Genomic DNA, 17,555 nt, shown 5'->3' with positions numbered 1-17,555 from the left:
ACATTCCGTTTACACAGCGAAAATATAACGTTCGCCATGGGCCGGAGCATGCGGCGCTGATTAAGGTTGATTAAAGGTTCGTTCCTTATCGTAGGGATCGACGATTCATCAGAGAGAATGAAGGAGATTACGACTATGCGCATATTAATCGTTGAAGACGAAGTGCATTTGGCGGAGGCGCTGACGCAAATTTTGAAAAAAAACCATTATTCCGTGGACGCCGTTCACGACGGCCAGGCGGGATTGGATAACGCCCTCAGCGGGATTTACGATTTGCTGCTGCTGGATATCATGCTGCCGGAGATGGACGGAATCGCGCTGCTGCGGACGATCCGGGCCGAAGGCATCGCCACGCCGGTCATCATGCTCACGGCCAAAGGGGAGATTTCCGACACGATCGCGGGGCTCGACTGCGGAGCCGACGATTACGTCGCCAAGCCGTTTTCCACGGGCGAGCTTTTGGCCCGAATCCGCGCGGTTTTGCGGCGAAAAGGAGAGGTCGTGCCTGAGGACGGCCTGAAATTCGGGGACATCGAGCTGAATACGTCCATGCTGAAGCTGAGCTGCAGGGGCAAGGAACTGAAGCTGATTTTGAAGGAAAGCGAGCTGCTGGAGCTGCTGATGCTGAGAAAACAGGCGGTCACCTCCAAAGAGCAAATCATCGAGAAATTATGGGGCTTTGATTCCGATGCCGAACATAACAACGTCGAAGTGTACATTTCGTTTTTGCGGAAAAAGCTGGCTTTTCTGGGCGCGTCGGTGCGGATCACCACGATCCGGGGCGTCGGTTACGTACTGGAGGCGGTTTCGTGATGTTCAAAAAGCTGCGCAACCGGTTTCTGCTGATGAACATGGCTATCATTACATTCATCATGCTGGTCGCTTTTACGGCAATTTACATGATCACGTACCAAAACGTCCGCCGCGATATCGGCATGGAGCTGCAGCGCGTCTCGGAGTTTTATCATAAAGGGGGAGGGCCGGGCAAAAAAGATCCGGGAAAAATGTCGGCAGTTCCGTCGGCGCAGGGAGGGAACGGCGATGCGGGGGGCGCTGAAAGTGAAAGCGGCTTAGAACCCGGCTCTTCATTCCAGGCGGCCGGAACAGCCGGACAGGGGACGGACGACGGAAGTTCAAAGTCACAAGGGGGCGTGAGGCGTCTATCGGAGGGGGGCCGCAGCGGCGGCGCCGAAGCTCAAGGCTACGGTACTTCGCAGTCTCTTCAGGAGGAAGGCGGTTCCCCCCGCCCCATGGAGGGCGGCCAAATCCCCCCTCCCGAGCTTTCGGTTTCTTTCGAGCTGAAAACGGACCGGGAATGGAATCTGGTCAAGACCAATTCCCGCTTCGAAATGAATCAGGACTTCTACGAGGCCGCCAAAAACCAAGCGGTCCGCAGCCCGGTTAGGAGCGGCCGCTTCAATTTGGACGGGACGCGCTGGGCGTATAGCGTACAGCCGACGCCAAGCGGATATTCCGTCGTGTATTTGGACGTGACGGCGCAGCTCAAAATCACCACCAATCTGATCTATACCTTTTTGGCGGTGGCCTTGGTGATGCTGGCCGTGATCTATTTGACGAGCCGCTATTTTGCCAATCGTTCGATCGAACCCGTCCGCAAAGCGTTTGAGAAGCAGCGGCAGTTTATTGCCGACGCCTCCCATGAGCTTAAAACGCCGCTGGCCGTCATCAACACCAACGCCGAGGTGCTGCTGGCGAACAGCGAAGACTCCATCCAGTCCCAATCCAAATGGCTGCACCATATCAAATCGGAAACCGAGCGCATGAAGGCGCTCGCCAACGATCTGCTGTACCTCGCCCGAATGGACGACGCCCGCGGACAACTGATCTTCGTTCCGTTTGATCTTAGCGAAGCGGTCGAAAGCGTCATTTTGACCATGGAAGCGGTCATATACGAAAAAGAGCTCGCGTTCACGTATGAAATCGAACCCCGTTTGAGCATGACGGGGAGCAGCGAGCAGGTGAAGCAGGTCGTGATGATTTTGCTCGACAACGCCGTCAAATACGCCAATCCGAGGGGAGCCATCCATCTGGAACTGAAAAAGCAGCATCACCGCCCGCTGCTGAAGGTGACCAACACGGGCGAAGGCATCGCCCCGGAACATATAAACCATATTTTCGACCGCTTTTACCGCGCCGATGCCTCCCGCTCGCGGAAGCACGGCGGGTACGGCCTTGGCCTGGCGATCGCCAAATCGATCGTGGAGGGCCATAAAGGGAAAATATTCGTCAAAAGCGTCCCTAACGGACAGACGAGTTTTTATGTGCAGCTGGGGTAGGAGGGTAACGTAGACCATCGAAACAAAAGGGATTCCAAAGGGGTTCCCGCCGACAACCGTTTCGCCAAGATTTTATCAGAGAGGAAATATTTGAAACAATTCGAGCCTTATTACGTATATCCTTATATAGGCAGTTTGAACATATCTGGGGGATTTTGCAAAAATCCAATGTGAAAGCGAATTTTCCAAGCGGCAATATATGGATTGAAGGGGTATTCTTCCACGTATTGCGATCCGGAAGCGGACGGATTGACGAAATTTTGCAAAATCCCGGCATGGGAGGATGCGACCATGGAAACGCTTTTCTGGAGCTGTCTGGCTGGCGGAATCCTGTTTGCGGTGGTCAGCGTCGTTTTGGGGGATCTGGTCAGCCATGCCCTTGACGGGCTGCTCGACTTTTTGTCGGTCGATTTCCTGAAACCGATGGTCATCGCAAGCGCTGTGACCGTGTTTGGAGGTGCGGGCGTTTTGCTTGAGCGCTACACGGGATGGGGAGGTTTGGCGGTCGTGTTGTTGTCGATTGCCGCAGCGGTGATCATTTCGGCGCTGGTCTATTGGTTTTACGTCAGGCCGATGGACAACAGCGAAAACTCCACCGCTTATTCCATCCGCGAGTTGTCGGGCCGCATCGGCGAGGTCACCATACCGATCCCCGAATCGGGCTTCGGCGAGGTCATGATCAAGCTTGGCGCCGGGAACACGCTCCACATCGCTTCGAGTTTCGATCGCTGCCTGTTGGCCGCAGGCACCAGGGTGGTCGTCGTTGACGTGCTTGACGGGGTACTGCGCGTCGCCAAATTAGACGAGAGAAAAGGAGATGTTGTTTAATGGATTTGCCGGATTACCTGCTCATTCCCATCATTGTCGTCGGGGTTATTATCGTGCTGGGGCTGGCTTTCTGGGCCCGCTACAAGACGGTTGGGCCGGACGAAGCCATGATCGTGACGGGTTCCTTTTTGGGAAGCAAAAACATCGCTGAAGACGAATCGGGACGCAAGATCAAAATCGTCCGCGGGGGCGGCGCGTTTATTTTGCCCGTATTCCAGCAGTCGGAATTTATTTCGCTGCTTTCCCACAAGCTGGACGTATCAACGCCCGAGGTTTACACCGAGCAAGGGGTGCCGGTCATCGCCGACGGCGTCGCGATCATCAAGGTCGGCAGTTCGATCGAAGACGTCGCGACCGCGGCCGAGCAATTTATCGGCAAGCCGATCGACGCGCTGAAGGGCGAAGCCCAAGAGGTGCTGGAAGGTCATCTGCGGGCGATTTTGGGCTCCATGACCGTGGAGGAAGTATACCGGAACCGCGACAAATTCGCGCAGGAGGTCCAAGGCGTGGCGGCCCGCGATTTGAAGAAGATGGGGCTGCAGATCGTTTCCTTCACGATCAAGGACGTCCGCGACAAGCAGGGTTACCTCGACGCGCTGGGCAAGCCGCGGATTGCGGCGGTAAAGCGGGACGCCGAAATCGCGGAAGCCGAAGCGATGCGGGATGCGCGGATTCAGAAGGCGAACGCGGAAGAGCAGGGCCAGAAGGCCGAGCTGCTGCGCGACACCAACATCGCCGAAGCGACCAAGGAAAAAGAGCTGAAGGTTGCCTCCTTTAAGAAGGAGCAGGACACCGCCAAGGCGGAAGCCGATCAGGCGTACCACATTCAGGAAGCTCGCGCCAAGCAGACGATGGTCGAAGAACAGATGAAGGTCGAGCTGGTCCGCAAGGAACGCGAAATCGACCTGCAGGAAAAAGAAATCATGGTTCGGCAAAAGCAATACGACGCCGAAGTGAAGAAAAAGGCGGATGCCGACCGTTACGCCGTCGAGCAGGCGGCCGAAGCGGACAAAGCTCGCAAAATGCGCGAAGCGGACGCTTTGCAGTATTCCATTGAAACGCAGGCCAAAGCTTCCGCGGAGCAAAAACGGCTGGAAGGCCAGGCGATCGCCGATGCGGAGCGGGCCAAAGGTACCGCCGAAGCGGAAGTCATCCGCCTGCGCGGTTTGGCCGAAGCCGAAGCGAAGGAAAAGCTGGCGGAAGCGTTCCAGAAGTTCGGCGAAGCGGCGGTGCTCGACATCATCGTCAAAATGCTGCCTGAGCTGGCCGGCAAAATTGCGCAGCCGATCTCTTCGATCGACAAGCTTACCGTGGTGGATACGGGCAAAGGCGAAGGCGCGGCCCGCGTAAGCAACTACGTGACGGAGCTGATGTCCACCGCGCCGGAAATGCTGAAAAACGTGTCCGGCATCGACGTGGAGGGACTGATCAAAAACCTGACGGGCAAATCGAAACCCGCTCCGGTGGCGGCCCAGCATGCGCAGCAGGAACGCGAGCTGGTGAACCTGGAGGCGGGCGCGGCCAAGGAGGAGTAAATTCCCGCTGCTGTTGCCTCTTGCCGGTTGACTGAGCAAACGAGGGTTAAGAGGAGCGGCGGGCCTTCAATGACCCATTTGCCGAAGGCATGTTTCGGAGCTGGCGCAATGCCAGTCATATATCCATGAAAAAGGCGGTCCAAGCGAATAGGCTTGGGCCGCCTTTTTGATTTGTTTTCCCCGCTTCTAAGGCGTGTTTAACTGCAGGCGCAGTTCAGCACGGGCTTGCGCGCGGCCGTCGTTTCGTCCAAACGGGTGACCGGCGTGCCGTAAGGGGCGTTAAGCAGCAGTTCCGGCTGCTCTTCGGCTTCCTTGGCGATTTGGATCATCGTGTCGATAAAGGCGTCGAGCGTGTCTTTGCTTTCGGTTTCCGTCGGTTCGATCATCATGCATTCGTCCACGTTCAGCGGGAAGTAGATGGTCGGCGGATGATACCCGAAATCGAGCAGCCGCTTCGCCACGTCCAGGGTGCGGACGCCGTATTGCTTGAGCGGCGTGCCGGACATGACGAATTCATGCTTGCAGACGCCCGGATACGGAATGTCGTAATAGGGTTCGAGGCGTTTCATCATGTAATTGGCGTTCAGCACAGCGCATTCGGATACGCGGCGCAGACCTTCGGGACCGTAGCTGCGCATGTACGCATAGGCGCGTACGAGAATGCCGAAGTTGCCGTAATAAGCTTTCACGCGGCCGATCGACGATTCGCTGCCGCCTTCCAGCGTATACATCCCGTCTTCCTTTTTCGAGACGAGCGGCAGGGGCAGGAACGGCACGAGCAGGTTTTTGACGCCGACCGGACCGGCGCCGGGACCGCCGCCGCCATGCGGCGTGCTCATCGTTTTATGCAAATTCAGGTGCACCACGTCAAAGCCCATGTCGCCGGGGCGCGTAATGCCCATGATCGCGTTGGAATTGGCGCCGTCGTAATACAGAAGCCCGCCGGCTTCGTGAACGATCGCCGCAATTTCCTGGATCTGCTCCTCGAACAGGCCGAGCGTGTTCGGGTTGGTCAGCATCAGCGCCGCCGTGTCGCTGCCGACCGCCGCGCGCAGCGCCTCCAGGTCGACGAGTCCCTTGTCCGTGGACGGAATCGTAATCGTTTTGAGTCCGGCCACGGATGCGCTGGCCGGGTTGGTGCCGTGGGACGAATCCGGCACGATCACCTTGTCGCGGAATTCGCCGCGGCTTTCATGATACGCGCGGATCATCATGAGCCCGGTCCATTCGCCGTGCGCGCCTGCGGCAGGCTGCAGCGTGACGGCATCCATGCCGGTAAGCCCCGCCAAGTCCTGCTGCAGCTGATACATCAGCTCGAGCGCGCCTTGGATGCTTTCTTCGGGCTGGTAAGGATGGATTTTGGCGAAGCCCGGGTAACGCGCCACGTCTTCGTTAACCTTCGGATTGTATTTCATCGTGCAGGAGCCGAGCGGATAAAACCCGTTATCCACGCCGAAATTGCGGCGGGACAGCTCCGTGTAGTGGCGGATGACGTCGACCTCGTACACCTCCGGCAACGCCGCGGTTTCGCTGCGCAGCATGGCGGCCGGTATGAGGGATTCGGCCTCCAGTTCGGGCACGTCGAGCTCCGGAAGGGAGTAGGCGATGCGGCCGGGGTGGCTCAGCTCAAATATCAACGCTTTTTCCTGTATCATAAACAGCCCTCCAGCAATGAAACGAATTGGTCGATCTGTTCTTTCGTACGGCGTTCGGTGACGGCAACCAGCATATGTCCTTCAAGCTCCGGATAAGCGCGGCCGAGATCGTACCCGCCCAGGAAGCCTTGCTTCAGCAGTTTCGCGTTGACGTCCGCGACGGATGTGCCGGCAGGCAGCTTGATCACGAATTCGTTGAAAAAAGGAGAGGCGTGCGGCAGCGTCACGCCGGGCAATTTCGCAAGTTGTCCTGCGGCATAATGGCTTTTTTGCAGGTTCAGCCGGCCGACCTCGATCAATCCCTGCTTGCCCATGACGGACAAGTATACGGATGCGCAAAGCGCAAGCAGCGCCTGGTTCGAGCAGATGTTGGAGGTCGCCTTTTCCCGGCGGATATGCTGTTCGCGGGCCTGAAGCGTCAGGACGAAGCCGCGTTTCCCGTTCCGGTCGACCGTCTGGCCGACGATGCGGCCCGGGATTCGGCGCATATGCTCTTGGGACACGGCGAAAAATCCGCAGGTCGGACCTCCGAACGAAGCCGCGATGCCAAGCGGCTGGGCGTCTCCGACGACGATGTCGGCGCCGAGTCTGCCCGGCGCTTCCAGCAGCCCGAGCGACAGCGGGTTGGCGCTGACCACCATAAGCCCTTTGTGGTTATGGATCAAGCCGCCGATGGCCGCGAGATCTTCGACCGATCCGAAAAAGTTCGGGTTTTGCACGAGTACGGCCGCGGTATCGTCCGAAACGGCTTGGGCCAGCTCGGCCATGTCCGTCACGCCGTTGTGCGTGCCGACCTCGACGATGTCCAGACCCAATCCCCGGGCATACGTATGAAGCACTTGCCTCGATTCCGGGTGAACCGCCGCGGAGACGACAAGTTTGGTCCGCTTGGTGGCGGCGCTCGCCAGGGAACCGGCTTCCGCGAGGGCCGTCGCGCCGTCGTACATGCTGGCGTTGGCGACCGCCATGCCCGTCAGCTCGCAAATATAGGACTGGAACTCGAAGATCGCCTGCAGCTCGCCTTGGCTGATTTCAGGCTGGTACGGCGTGTAAGCCGTATAAAATTCGGATCTGGATACGACATGGTTGATGACGGAAGGAATATGATGATCATAAAGTCCGGCGCCAAGGAAGCTGGGGTATTGGTCGGTGTTCGCGTTTTTGGCGGCAAGCGCGGACAGATAGGTCGTGAGGGCGTACTCGTCCAGCCGCTTGGAGACCGGAAGCTCGCCTTTGAAACGGATTTCTTCGGGAATGTCCTTAAAAAGATCTTCAATCGAATTCGCTCCGACGGTTTTCAGCATTTCCTGCTGATCCTGCTCGGTCATCGGCAGATAACGGTGCTTCACTTGGAGTCAGCTCCTTTTCGGGCTCGTTTATAGAATGGAACGGGAACAACTTCGGCTTGCAGGCGTTTGCCCCGCACATCGACCTCGACCTGCGTGCCGACGGCGGCAAAACGGCTATCGAGGAGCGCCAGCCCCAAATTCCGTTTCAGCGTGGGGGATTGGGTGCCGGTCGTAATTTCTCCGATGCGCTCGCCGCCGGCATAAACCGCGTAATGCGAGCGGGGGATGCCGCGGTCGATCATTTCCACGCCGACCAATTTGCGCGGCACGCCGCTTTCCTTCTGCCGCTGCAGAGCGTCTTTGCCGATGAAATCGCCTTTGCCCAGCTTCACGAAAAAGCCGATGCCGCCTTCCAGCGGCGAGATGTCCTGGGACAGCTCCTGCCCGTAAAGCGGCAGCTTGGCTTCGAAGCGGAGCGTGTCGCGGGCGCCGAGGCCGGCCGGAATCAGGCCGAAGGCAACGCCGCGCTCAAGCAATCCGGTCCAGACGGCCGGCGCATCTTGGGCAGGCAGGTAAATTTCGAATCCGTCTTCGCCGGTATAGCCGGTGCGGGAGATGAGGACGGACGCGCCAAACAGCGATACGTTTTGCAGAAAGTGAAACGCGCCGAGCTGCGTCAAATCGCAATCGACAAGGGGGGCGAGAATGTCTTCCGCTTTGGGCCCCTGCAGCGCGAGCAGAGCCGTATCATCGGATTTGTCGGTCATTCGGACCCCGTCCGCAAGATGCCGGCTCAGCCATTCCCAGTCTTTGCGGACATTCGAAGCGTTGACGACAAGCATATAGGATGCCTCGGCCAGCTTGTAGACCAGCAGATCGTCGACGACGCCTCCGTCCGGATAACACATGGCGCTGTATTGCGCCTGCCCGGGGACGAGAACGGTTACATCATTGACGGTCATGCGCTGAAGGAAGCTTTCGGCCTGCGGGCCGCTGACGAAAAATTCGCCCATGTGGGACACGTCGAATAAACCTGCGGCTTCGCGGACGGCTTCATGCTCCTTATGGATGCCGCTGAACTGGACGGGAAGCTCCCAGCCGCCAAAATCGATGCAGCGCACGCCCGGAATGTCGGCATACAGCGGGTAAAGCGGGGTTCGTTTAAGCTCGGACACGTTTCCATCACCTTCTCTTTCCATTTTTCGAAAGCACAAAAAGGACAGGCAAAAGAACAAGCATGCCGATCATCGGCATACGGATCCTCTTGCTCTGTCCTTGGTACCTGAGAGTTACTTTGCTTGACGGCTCATCACGGGTGCAAGGCTGCGCGCCGCTGTCGTGCCGGTCAACAAATTTCCCCTTGGGTGATTCTTTTCGCTCAAGAATTCTCTCCAGAGATGCGTCCGATAATGGTCCTTTTGCCTGAGAGATTCACCCGTTTTCACGCGGGCTTACTCCTTCGGCGTCACCGGTAAACAGTAATCTCTCCCATTACCTTCATCCGCTATTGAATTGTCTACTACCATTAATACTCAAAGCCTTGCGGAATGTCAACAACATTATCCGGAGGAAAGGCCGAAGCTTGGCAGGGCGGACGCCCGGCGGCAAAAGCATCGGAAAACGTTGAATTTTAACATACTGTTTCCGCGTTCGCCGCGATACAATGATATTGGCATGACCCATTACGAGCTGTAATCCGGGGAGGATGAACACGTGGAAAAAATCGTCGGCGTGGATATCGGCTGCACGAAAATGTACATGTACGCGGAGCATGAAGGAAAAACGTTCGAAAATAAAGTGCCGACCGGGCTGGATTGCCCGCGGGAGCGGCTGAAGCAGGAGCTCGACGCGTTTATCGAGCGCCTTCCGTTCGAGCCGGAAGGGGTCGGCATGGCGGTGCCGGGCCTCGTGGAGGGGGATCACCGCGTTCAGTTGTCGGACGTCCGCTCCTTAAGCGGGATTATCGCTGATTATTTCGGCGCGGGAAGGTTTCCCGTCCGGTTTAACGTCAAATCGGCTGCGGTCGCCGAAACGGTCCACTACAAGGACAAAGACACGATCGCTGTCATTATGGCCGGTTCCGGCACGGCGCTCGGCGTCTATTCGAAGGGGCGGATGTTTACAGGGGCACACGGTTTTGCCGGGGAACTGGGATACTGCATCATCCAGACGGCAGAAGGTCCCCAAAGGCTGGACAGCGTCGCGGGGGGCATCGGCATTTTGCAGCAGGCCGGCTGCGGCATTGATGAATTCCTGGAGCGGATCAACCGAAACGAACCGGCCGCCATGCAGCTGATTGCCCGTGCGGGCGAATATTTCGGAATGGCGTTGACGAACGTGATCCATCTGTTTAATCCGGATGTGATCGTGGTCGGCGGCAGCACCGCCACCTATCCCGGGTATATGGAGCATGCGCTTGAAACGGCGCAAAAACATACCCTTCCGGACATGTTCGGCGCTTGCCTGATCGCCCCGGCCAAAGACAATAAACGCATCGTCGCCCTAGGCGCCATGGAATACATGCGCAGCGGCATGCGGATTTAGGCGGCCGGAAGGCGGAAGAACGACGGGAAAACCGCGGGAAACAAGAGGGTGTTCGCTGTTCGGGAAAATCAGGTTCCTGTTATATTGACAGCGCCGTTTGCTCTGCTTTATTCTTAAGGTGATTAGGATTGTAAATGGTTTCAATCATGAATGGACATTTATATACAAGCGGATGATGGCGAACGGGAGAGACTGCCTTTTTCATAAGGCGGCACCGAAGGAGCAAGCTGCGGGAGGGCACAAACCGGCGGCTAATCTCTCAGGTACAAGGAACCGTCGCCGGACGCGGCTCTGGAGAGAGCGTCAGCCACCCAAGGGGAACGCGGAAACGGCAGGTTTCCGTCCAAACTCTCAGGTACAAGGGACAGAGAAAAGGTGCTGCATACCTTTTTTGCTGTCCTCTTTTTTGTTGCCCTTGTTCGTGCGATGTTGAACACCGTGAAACTTCCTGACTTGAATGACCTAAAACAGGAGCGTGGAGTTAGTGAGATTCAAACATGTATTTTCCATCATCGGCCCGTCCATGGTGGGTCCTTCCAGTTCGCATACCGCGGGCGCCGTGCGCATCGGCAGGGTGGCGCGCCAACTGCTCGGATGTCAGCCGGAGAAGGTCGAAGCCACTTTGTACGGTTCTTTTGCGGAGACGTATTGGGGACATGGAACGGACCTTGCATTGACCGCGGGGCTGCTGAACTTCGACACGGACGATGAACGGATCCCGGAGGCGGACATCGAAGCCGAAAAAGCCGGGATGAGCATCGAATGGGTTCAGGGGAAAGGCAACGGTCCGCACCCGAATTCCGTCAAACTCAAGCTTTGGGCCGGGGAACGGAAGGCGGAGATGGTCGCGGCTTCCATCGGGGGAGGAACGATTGCCGTTTATGCCTTGAACGGATTCGACGTGCAGATGACCGGCGAATACCCGACGATCGCGGTGACGCATACCGACAGCCGCGGCGTGATTGCCGACCTGACGGGCCTGCTCAGCCGGGAAGGCGTCAACATCGGTTACATGGACGTGGACCGCAAGGGGCGCAGCGAAGCGGCCATGACGGTGTTCGAGCTGGATTCGGCGCCCGCCCCCTCCGTACTGGAGGAGATGGCCCGCCTTCCGCATATTTTGGAAGTGACGATGATCGATTTGACCCAAAGGAGCTAAATGCGATGAGATTCGAGACGCTGGAACAGCTGGCAGACATATGCCTGAAAGAAAACAAAACGATCGCCGAGGTGATGCTGGAGGATCAGGCCAAGGAAACGGGCGTTCCCGCCGAAGACGTATTCCGGCAGATGGCCGAATACTACCAGGTGATGAAGGAAGCCGTCCGCAAAGGGCTGACCGGCAACACGAAATCCCGCAGCGGCCTGACGGGGGGCGACGCCAAGAAGGTTGCGGATTACATGCGGCAGGGCGATACGTCGCTCGGCGAGCCCTCCGCCATGGCGATGGCTTACGCCCTCGCCGTCTCCGAAGTGAACGCCTCGATGGGGAGAATCATCGCCACGCCGACGGCGGGCTCCTGCGGCATCATTCCCGGCGTGTTCGTCAGCTCGCAGGAACGCTTCGGCTGGGAGGACGACAAGCTGGTGCGCGGCTTATTTACGGCCGGGGCGATCGGGTACGTCATTGCCAACAACGCGTCGATTTCCGGCGCGGAAGGCGGCTGCCAGGCCGAGGTCGGATCGGCGATCGGCATGGCGGCCGGGGCCATGGTCGAACTAAGGGGCGGCTCGCCGCGTCAGGCCGTCCATGCGGTCGGCTTGGCCATGAAAAACTGCCTCGGCCTCATTTGCGATCCCGTCGCCGGATTGGTGGAAATTCCGTGCATCGTCCGCAACGGCCTCGGCGCCGTCACCGCGCTGGCAGCCGCCGATATGGCCCTTGCCGGCGTCGGCAGCGTCATTCCCGCCGACGAGGTTATCGGCGTCATGCTGGAGGTCGGCAGCGCCATGCCGAGCAAACACCGGGAAACGGGCAAAGGCGGCCTTGCCGCCACGCCTACCGGCCGCAGGCTGACCCGAGAGCTGGTCGAGCAGCGCCGCCGCAAAGCCAAGGAAGCCAAAGAAACCAAGCAGCCGCCGTCAGACACCCCATAATGGCTCATTAGCAACCCTATTTCGAAGGATGACGACAAGAATCGAAGGAGAGTCGAAAAACGATGAGCAATGTGAAAGAAAACCGTTGGTACAGCAAGGATCACGAATGGGTCGAAAAGGTAAGCGGAAACGTCGTGCGCATCGGCATCAGCGATTTCGCCCAGCATCAGCTTGGCGACATCGTATTCGTGGAGCTTCCCGAAGAAGGCGCAAGCGTACAGGCTGAAGAAAGCATCGGCACGATCGAATCCGTCAAAACCGTGTCGGACCTGTTCAGCCCCGTCAGCGGCCAAATCGCCAAAATCAATCCGCGGCTCGGCGACGAGCCGGAGCTCGTCAACAACGAACCGTACGACGGCGGGTGGATGGCCGAAATCGAAGTCGAAGGCGATCTGGAGGAGCAGCTCTCGGCTTTGCTCAGTCCGCAGCAATACGCAGAGTTTCTCGAAGAGTAGCAATCCGAAAAAATGGATGGAAAAGGCGTCGGATCCGGCATGATCCGGCGCCTTTTTGCGCCTGAATCAACGCTGAAGCGCCTGAATAAGCGGGAGGGCCGAAGTCCGCCTTAAAGGGCCTTAAGCCGCGACGCCCCGCCTTAATGGCGGCGCAGCTGCGCCGTTGCCGCCTTCGGCAAGCCCGCAACCGCGATCCGCCTATTTTGACGGCGGCACGCTTCAAATTGGGCTCTTTTCGATGCATACGAACCTGTACATTTGGCAACAAAAGCACATAGGATAGGTTAGGCTTTTTGACGTCGGGATGATGCAAAATCCGATTCCGGCCGCTCCCGGAAACGGGATGCGGCCGAACCAAACTTTGTCGCTGTCTATTTCGGACTGAAAGTCGTTTTTGGGGATTATGCAGCATCCTTGCGTGCATCGAATGTCATAGCTTACGGTGGTGTAATCATGAGGGAAATCACGGAGTATTACGGCGGACGGGATTTGGGCTGCACGTATAGCAAAGCGGAAAGCGTTTTTAAGCTGTGGGCGCCCGGGGCCGCAAAAGTGACGCTCGCGCTTTATGAGGATGCGGGTTGTTATAACGCGGACGGCCAGGTCATCGATCATGCGGGCGGACTGGAAATCGGGATGAAAAAGTGGAAGGACGGCGTATGGTTTTTGCGATTTTCCGGCGATCTTGCCGGCCGGTATTATATGTACAAGATCGAGCACCCGGATGGAACCGTCCGCTATGCCGCCGATCCGTATTCGAAAGCCGTCAGCGCCAACGGCGCCAGGTCGGCGATCGTGGACATGGAAGCCTGGAACCCGCCCGGCTGGGAAGCGGACCGCAGGCCGCCCCTGGCAGGGTGCGAAGACGCCGTTTTGTACGAACTGCATGTGCGCGATTTTTCGGCCGACCCTGGCGCCGGTTTTCAACATAAAGGAAAATTTAAAGCGTTTACGGAAACGGGACTGCGCGATAAGGACGGCAATGCGATCGGCATCGACCATTTGGAGGAGCTTGGAGTCACGCATGTCCACCTGCTGCCGGTATTCGATTTCCAAACGGTGAACGAGCTGCAGGCGGACGATCCCGGCGCTTCCGGGCCGAAGTACAATTGGGGGTATGATCCGCAGCATTTTAACGTGCCGGAAGGCTCCTACGCGACCGATCCGACCGTGCCGGGTCTCCGGATCCGCGAATTCAAGGAAATGGTCATGGCGCTGCACGGCAAAGGGATCCGCGTCGTGATGGACGTCGTGTACAATCATACCTACAGCGTCGAGGACGGACCGTTCGAGGCGGTCGTGCCCGGGTACTTCTACCGCAGGGACGCCGAAGGCAGGCTGGCAAACGGTTCCGGCGTCGGCAACGAGCTGGCGACGGAGCGCCCGATGGTCCGGAAATTCATCCTCGATTCGGTTCGTTATTGGGCGGACGAATATCACATCGACGGATTCCGTTTGGACTTGATGGGACTGATCGATACCGATACCGTCAGGCTGATGGTCGAAGAGCTGCGCCGCGAGGCGGACCCGGCCATCATCGTCTACGGGGAGCCCTGGACGGGCGGGGAGTCTCCGCTTGGGCGGCAAACGTTGAAAGGCAGCCAAAGGAATCTCGGCTTTGCCGTATTCAACGACCATTTCCGCGGCGCGATCAAAGGGGATAGCGACGGCGAAGGGAAAGGTTTTGCCACGGGCGGAACGGGCACGGAAGCGGCGGTCCTTGAAGGGGTCAGGGGATCGATTGGCGATTTCGCGGATGTTCCGCTCGAATCGGTTAATTACGTGACCGTTCACGACAATTTGAATTTATGGGATAAAGTGCTGACGACGCAGGGGCTGCGGGACGAGGCCAAGTTTCCGGACATCCGAAACGGGGAACTCGTTCACGGAGGGAGCCTGCATGAGGCCGTGGAAAATTCCGAGCCGTACCGGAGCATAGACGGCGAGAACATCATGAAAAGCGAGACGGTAAAACGCGCCCTCCTGGCCAACGGCATCGTGCTGACCTCCCAAGGGATTCCGCTCATTCATGCCGGCGACGAGCTGCTCCGCACGAAATACGGGGATCATAACAGCTACCGCAGCGGCGATGCCGTCAATGCCATAAGGTGGGAAAACAAGCGGAGATTTAGGCCGGTTTTTGATTATTACCGGGGCCTGATCGATCTTCGGAGAAGCCACCCCGCCTTTCGCTTGACCTCCCGGGACCAGATTGACACCCATTTGGAAACGCTCCGCTGCGGGGAGCATGTCGTCGCTTTTATGCTGAAGGACTTTGCGGGCGGCGACGCTTGGAAAAACATCATCGTCGTCTATAACGCGAACAACCATGAGATTAAGCTGGACATTCCTTTCTCCAAAACCGGCTGGAAGGTCGCGGTAAACGAAGAGCGTGCCGGGAACGAGGCGCTTGATTGGATCCGGGACGAACAGGCGGTTGTTCCGGCTCTGTCCATGATGGTGTTGTTCGAGGATGCGGGCGGCATCAGCCAAGCCCATCGATTTCTGCTTACGCGTTGACTGCCGCCCCGCGTTTTCCGGTTTTCGGGTCCGGGGGCGCTTTTCGCCGGATGCTTCGGATGCGCGGGCTGAAAAAACAGGATGGAAGAGATTGCCACATACCGGATTTCATGTTATAGTAAATTTCAATTTCATAGCAAATCACTAGGGGTGCCTGACGGCTGAGACGGAAGTGCGATTTCCGGACCCTTTGAACCTGATCTGGAGCGATGCCAGCGGAGGGAAGTGGTAAGAACAACGTTTTATGCTTGCGCCTTATGCGTTTTTTTGGGGGCGCAAGGCTGTCGACGTGCGGAAAAGGCCACTTTCTTTCGGGAAAGCGGCCTTTAATTTTTTTTTTGCGGGAGTTGAGGTCCTTTGACAGGGAGGGAACTGCATGTCGTTTCGACGGGAAGGCAGCCGCTGGATGAGCTGGCGAGAATTGCCGGCCTCATCCATCCATACGTGGATGCGTTTCATCTAAGGGAACGGGCCAAAACGGCGCGCGAGCTGCTGGAGGGAATCGGAATGCTGCTGGCTGCGGGGGTTCCCGCAAACCGCATCGTGGTGAACGATCGGGCCGACGTCGCGGCGGCCGCCGGGGTGCGGGGCGCGCAGCTCGGGCATCACAGCCTGGATGCATCCGATGTGAAGAAGTGGTTTCCGCAGCTGCGGATCGGCCGGTCGGTCCATTCGCTGCACGAGGCCGTGGCGGCCGAGGAGGAAGGGGCCGACTATGTCATTTTCGGGCATGTCTATGCGACGGCATCCAAGCCCGGTTCTCCGGCCCGCGGACCCGGGGAACTGAGGCTGCTCGCGAGCCGCGTCCGCATTCCCGTTATCGCCATCGGCGGGGTGAAGCCGGCGAACGTGGCGGATACGCTTGAAGCCGGCGCGGCGGGCGTGGCCGTCATGAGCGGAATTTTGGAAGCGGCAGACCCGGTCAGCGCTGCTGCCGCTTACTATCAATGTTTACATAACGGGAGGGAAAACCATGGTTCATCAAGCTGACGTTGCTGACGTCGTCGTGGTCGGAGGCGGCGTCATCGGCGGTTCCATCGCGTACCATCTGGCAAAGAAGGGCAGGCGCGTATTGATTCTGGAGCGGGAGAAAATCGGCTCCGGCGCGTCGGGCGCGGCGGCCGGCATGCTCGGCGCCCAGTCGGAGACCCACCGGGCGGACGTGCTGTTCGACCTCGCGCGGCAGAGCCGGGCGATGTTTCCCCAGCTGGCGGAGGAGCTGAGGGAGCTTACCGGCATCGACATCGGGCTGGTGCAGAAAGGGCTTTTGAAGGTGGCATTGACGCCGGACCAGGCCGCCGATTGCCGGCGGATGATCGCCTTTCAACGCCAAGCCGGGGAAACGGCCGCGTGGCTTACGCCTGCCGAAGCTAATGAGTTGGAGCCTAACCTGACGGGCCGCATCGAAGGCGCGATGCGGATTCCCGGGGACGGGCAGGTGTCGGCGCCCGAATTGACGGCCGCCTATGTCCGGGCAGCCGTCATGCTCGGCGCCGAAGCCAAGGAAAATTGCGGCGTTCGTTCGCTGCGGCTGGAACGGGGGCGGGTTACCGGCATCGTTACGGATGAAGGGACGATAAGCTGCGGACAGGCGGTCATCGCTGCAGGCGTCCACGGCCAGCGGCTGCTGGCGCAAGCGGGAATCGAAACCGACGTGTACCCGGTGAAAGGCGAATGCTTTTCGGTCGTAACGGAGGTCCCTTTGGTAAGCCATACCTTATTCACCGACGGCTGTTATTTGGTGCCGAAGCGGGGAGGGAGACTCCTCGTCGGAGCTTCCATGGTCGAGCGCAACGATGAGCTGACGGTGTCCGTCGAAGGTTTGATGGGGCTGATGGCCAAAGCAGCCGCCCTCGTGCCGCGGATAACGGCTGCCCGATGGGAGAAGGCGTGGGCAGGGCTGCGGCCGCAAACCCGCGACGGCCTCCCTTATCTCGGAGCGGCTCCAGGCTGCGACGGTTTGTTCGTGGCCGCAGGGCACTATCGCAACGGCGTGCTGCTGAGCCCCATTACCGGGGCGCTGATCGCCGAACAGATGAACGGCGGGCAGCCCGCATTCGCAGGCTGGGAATTTTTTGCGCCCGAGCGGCATGGGACCGCCAGGCAGCCGGAAGGGAGGGGCGTTCATGCTGGATCTGATCGTTAACGGGGAAGCCGTGCAGGTGCCGGAATCGGTCGCGACGGTATCGCGGCTGTTGGAACATTTTGGCCTGGATCGGCAAGTCGTCGTCGTGGAAATCAACCGGGCCGTACTCGGTAAAAACGAACATGCGGACACGGCCGTCCGAAACGGAGACCGGATCGAGCTGGTGCATTTTGTGGGAGGAGGATAAGG

The 17,555-nt window shown here is 58.6% G+C and carries 15 protein-coding genes and 4 riboswitches; of the genes, 12 read left to right on the top strand and 3 right to left on the bottom strand.

The annotated features are described in order from the left end of the window. Positions 1-135: 135 nt before the first annotated feature. From KI367_RS02780 to floT, 4 genes are all read left to right on the top strand, one after another. Positions 136-813 carry a response regulator transcription factor gene (locus KI367_RS02780; protein WP_212947391.1) on the top strand — a complete coding sequence of 226 codons (678 nt, stop codon included), beginning with the start codon at positions 136-138 and terminating at the stop codon, positions 811-813. Beyond that, positions 813-2,297, top strand: coding sequence for a sensor histidine kinase (locus KI367_RS02775; protein WP_212947464.1), 1,485 nt, complete (start codon positions 813-815; stop codon positions 2,295-2,297). The genes KI367_RS02780 and KI367_RS02775 overlap by 1 nt, the downstream gene beginning before the upstream one ends. Before the next feature lie 291 nt (positions 2,298-2,588). Beyond that, a complete protein-coding gene (locus KI367_RS02770; protein ID WP_212947389.1) occupies positions 2,589-3,125 on the top strand; it encodes an NfeD family membrane protein in 537 nt (178 codons plus the stop codon). Further along, complete coding sequence (gene floT / locus KI367_RS02765) at positions 3,125-4,660, top strand: flotillin lipid rafts scaffold protein FloT (protein WP_197070054.1); 1,536 nt, start codon at positions 3,125-3,127, stop codon at positions 4,658-4,660. The genes KI367_RS02770 and floT overlap by 1 nt, the downstream gene beginning before the upstream one ends. A 197-nt stretch (positions 4,661-4,857) precedes the next feature. On the opposite strand, the gene gcvPB is transcribed toward floT, so the two are convergent. From gcvPB to gcvT, 3 genes are read right to left on the bottom strand one after another with little or no spacing between them, the layout of a single operon-like run. Next, on the bottom strand, positions 4,858-6,315 hold the full coding sequence (gcvPB, locus tag KI367_RS02760) for an aminomethyl-transferring glycine dehydrogenase subunit GcvPB (RefSeq protein WP_212947387.1): 1,458 nt from the start codon (positions 6,313-6,315) through the stop codon (positions 4,858-4,860). Then, complete coding sequence (gcvPA, locus tag KI367_RS02755) at positions 6,312-7,664, bottom strand: aminomethyl-transferring glycine dehydrogenase subunit GcvPA (RefSeq protein ID WP_212947385.1); 1,353 nt, start codon at positions 7,662-7,664, stop codon at positions 6,312-6,314. Before gcvPA ends, gcvPB begins: the two co-directional genes overlap by 4 nt. Continuing rightward, positions 7,661-8,779, bottom strand: a complete 1,119-nt coding sequence (gene gcvT, locus KI367_RS02750; protein WP_212947383.1) for a glycine cleavage system aminomethyltransferase GcvT — start codon at positions 8,777-8,779, stop codon at positions 7,661-7,663. Before gcvT ends, gcvPA begins: the two co-directional genes overlap by 4 nt. Positions 8,780-8,871: 92 nt before the next feature. Continuing rightward, positions 8,872-9,001: riboswitch (glycine riboswitch) on the bottom strand. A gap of 3 nt (positions 9,002-9,004) precedes the next feature. After that, positions 9,005-9,105, bottom strand: a riboswitch (glycine riboswitch). Between the two features lie 212 nt (positions 9,106-9,317). Between gcvT and KI367_RS02745 the strand changes: the two genes are divergently transcribed. The 8 genes from KI367_RS02745 (at position 9,318) to thiS (ending at position 17,553) form a co-directional block, all read left to right on the top strand. After that, positions 9,318-10,148, top strand: a complete 831-nt coding sequence (locus KI367_RS02745; RefSeq protein WP_212947381.1) for an ROK family protein — start codon at positions 9,318-9,320, stop codon at positions 10,146-10,148. A 173-nt stretch (positions 10,149-10,321) separates the two neighbouring features. Next, a riboswitch (glycine riboswitch) is annotated at positions 10,322-10,433 on the top strand. 199 nt (positions 10,434-10,632) lie between these two features. After that, positions 10,633-11,307 carry an L-serine ammonia-lyase, iron-sulfur-dependent subunit beta gene (sdaAB, locus tag KI367_RS02740; RefSeq protein WP_212947379.1) on the top strand — a complete coding sequence of 225 codons (675 nt, stop codon included), beginning with the start codon at positions 10,633-10,635 and terminating at the stop codon, positions 11,305-11,307. Between the two features lie 5 nt (positions 11,308-11,312). After that, positions 11,313-12,245: an L-serine ammonia-lyase, iron-sulfur-dependent, subunit alpha gene (sdaAA, locus tag KI367_RS02735; RefSeq protein WP_212947378.1), complete on the top strand. Its 933-nt coding sequence runs from the start codon at positions 11,313-11,315 to the stop codon at positions 12,243-12,245. Between the two features lie 62 nt (positions 12,246-12,307). Next, complete coding sequence (gcvH, locus tag KI367_RS02730; protein ID WP_212947376.1) at positions 12,308-12,700, top strand: glycine cleavage system protein GcvH; 393 nt, start codon at positions 12,308-12,310, stop codon at positions 12,698-12,700. A 453-nt stretch (positions 12,701-13,153) separates the two neighbouring features. Continuing rightward, positions 13,154-15,220, top strand: a complete 2,067-nt coding sequence (gene pulA, locus KI367_RS02725) for a type I pullulanase (protein WP_212947374.1) — start codon at positions 13,154-13,156, stop codon at positions 15,218-15,220. 136 nt (positions 15,221-15,356) lie between these two features. Then, a riboswitch (TPP riboswitch) is annotated at positions 15,357-15,461 on the top strand. Positions 15,462-15,577: 116 nt separating this feature from the next. Then, entirely contained in the window at positions 15,578-16,210 is a 633-nt protein-coding gene (tenI, locus tag KI367_RS02720) for a thiazole tautomerase TenI (protein WP_212947372.1), read from the top strand. Beyond that, entirely contained in the window at positions 16,194-17,366 is a 1,173-nt protein-coding gene (thiO, locus tag KI367_RS02715; protein ID WP_212947370.1) for a glycine oxidase ThiO, read from the top strand. Before tenI ends, thiO begins: the two co-directional genes overlap by 17 nt. Next, positions 17,347-17,553 (top strand): sulfur carrier protein ThiS, encoded by a 207-nt coding sequence (gene thiS / locus KI367_RS02710; protein WP_373316192.1) that lies wholly within the window; start codon positions 17,347-17,349, stop codon positions 17,551-17,553. Before thiO ends, thiS begins: the two co-directional genes overlap by 20 nt. The last annotated feature ends 2 nt before the right edge of the window (positions 17,554-17,555 follow it).

This window comes from Paenibacillus cookii (genome assembly GCF_018333375.1).
Taxonomy (GTDB): domain Bacteria; phylum Bacillota; class Bacilli; order Paenibacillales; family Paenibacillaceae; genus Paenibacillus_AQ; species Paenibacillus_AQ cookii.
Note: the sequence above shows the minus strand (reverse complement) of the source record. Positions and strands in the feature narration are given on the sequence as shown.

What these genes read in the sequence shown, in the direction of transcription:
- KI367_RS02780 (WP_212947391.1), top strand. Translation starts at nt 136, where the DNA reads ATGCGCATATTAATCGTTGAAGACGAAGTGCATTTGGCGGAGGCGCTG.
- floT (WP_197070054.1), top strand. Translation starts at nt 3,125, where the DNA reads ATGGATTTGCCGGATTACCTGCTCATTCCCATCATTGTCGTCGGGGTT.
- gcvH (WP_212947376.1), top strand. Translation starts at nt 12,308, where the DNA reads ATGAGCAATGTGAAAGAAAACCGTTGGTACAGCAAGGATCACGAATGG.
- KI367_RS02770 (WP_212947389.1), top strand. Translation starts at nt 2,589, where the DNA reads ATGGAAACGCTTTTCTGGAGCTGTCTGGCTGGCGGAATCCTGTTTGCG.
- pulA (WP_212947374.1), top strand. Translation starts at nt 13,154, where the DNA reads ATGAGGGAAATCACGGAGTATTACGGCGGACGGGATTTGGGCTGCACG.
- sdaAA (WP_212947378.1), top strand. Translation starts at nt 11,313, where the DNA reads ATGAGATTCGAGACGCTGGAACAGCTGGCAGACATATGCCTGAAAGAA.
- thiO (WP_212947370.1), top strand. Translation starts at nt 16,194, where the DNA reads ATGGTTCATCAAGCTGACGTTGCTGACGTCGTCGTGGTCGGAGGCGGC.
- thiS (WP_373316192.1), top strand. Translation starts at nt 17,347, where the DNA reads ATGCTGGATCTGATCGTTAACGGGGAAGCCGTGCAGGTGCCGGAATCG.
- KI367_RS02775 (WP_212947464.1), top strand. Translation starts at nt 813, where the DNA reads ATGTTCAAAAAGCTGCGCAACCGGTTTCTGCTGATGAACATGGCTATC.
- gcvPB (WP_212947387.1), bottom strand. Translation starts at nt 6,315, where the DNA reads ATGATACAGGAAAAAGCGTTGATATTTGAGCTGAGCCACCCCGGCCGC.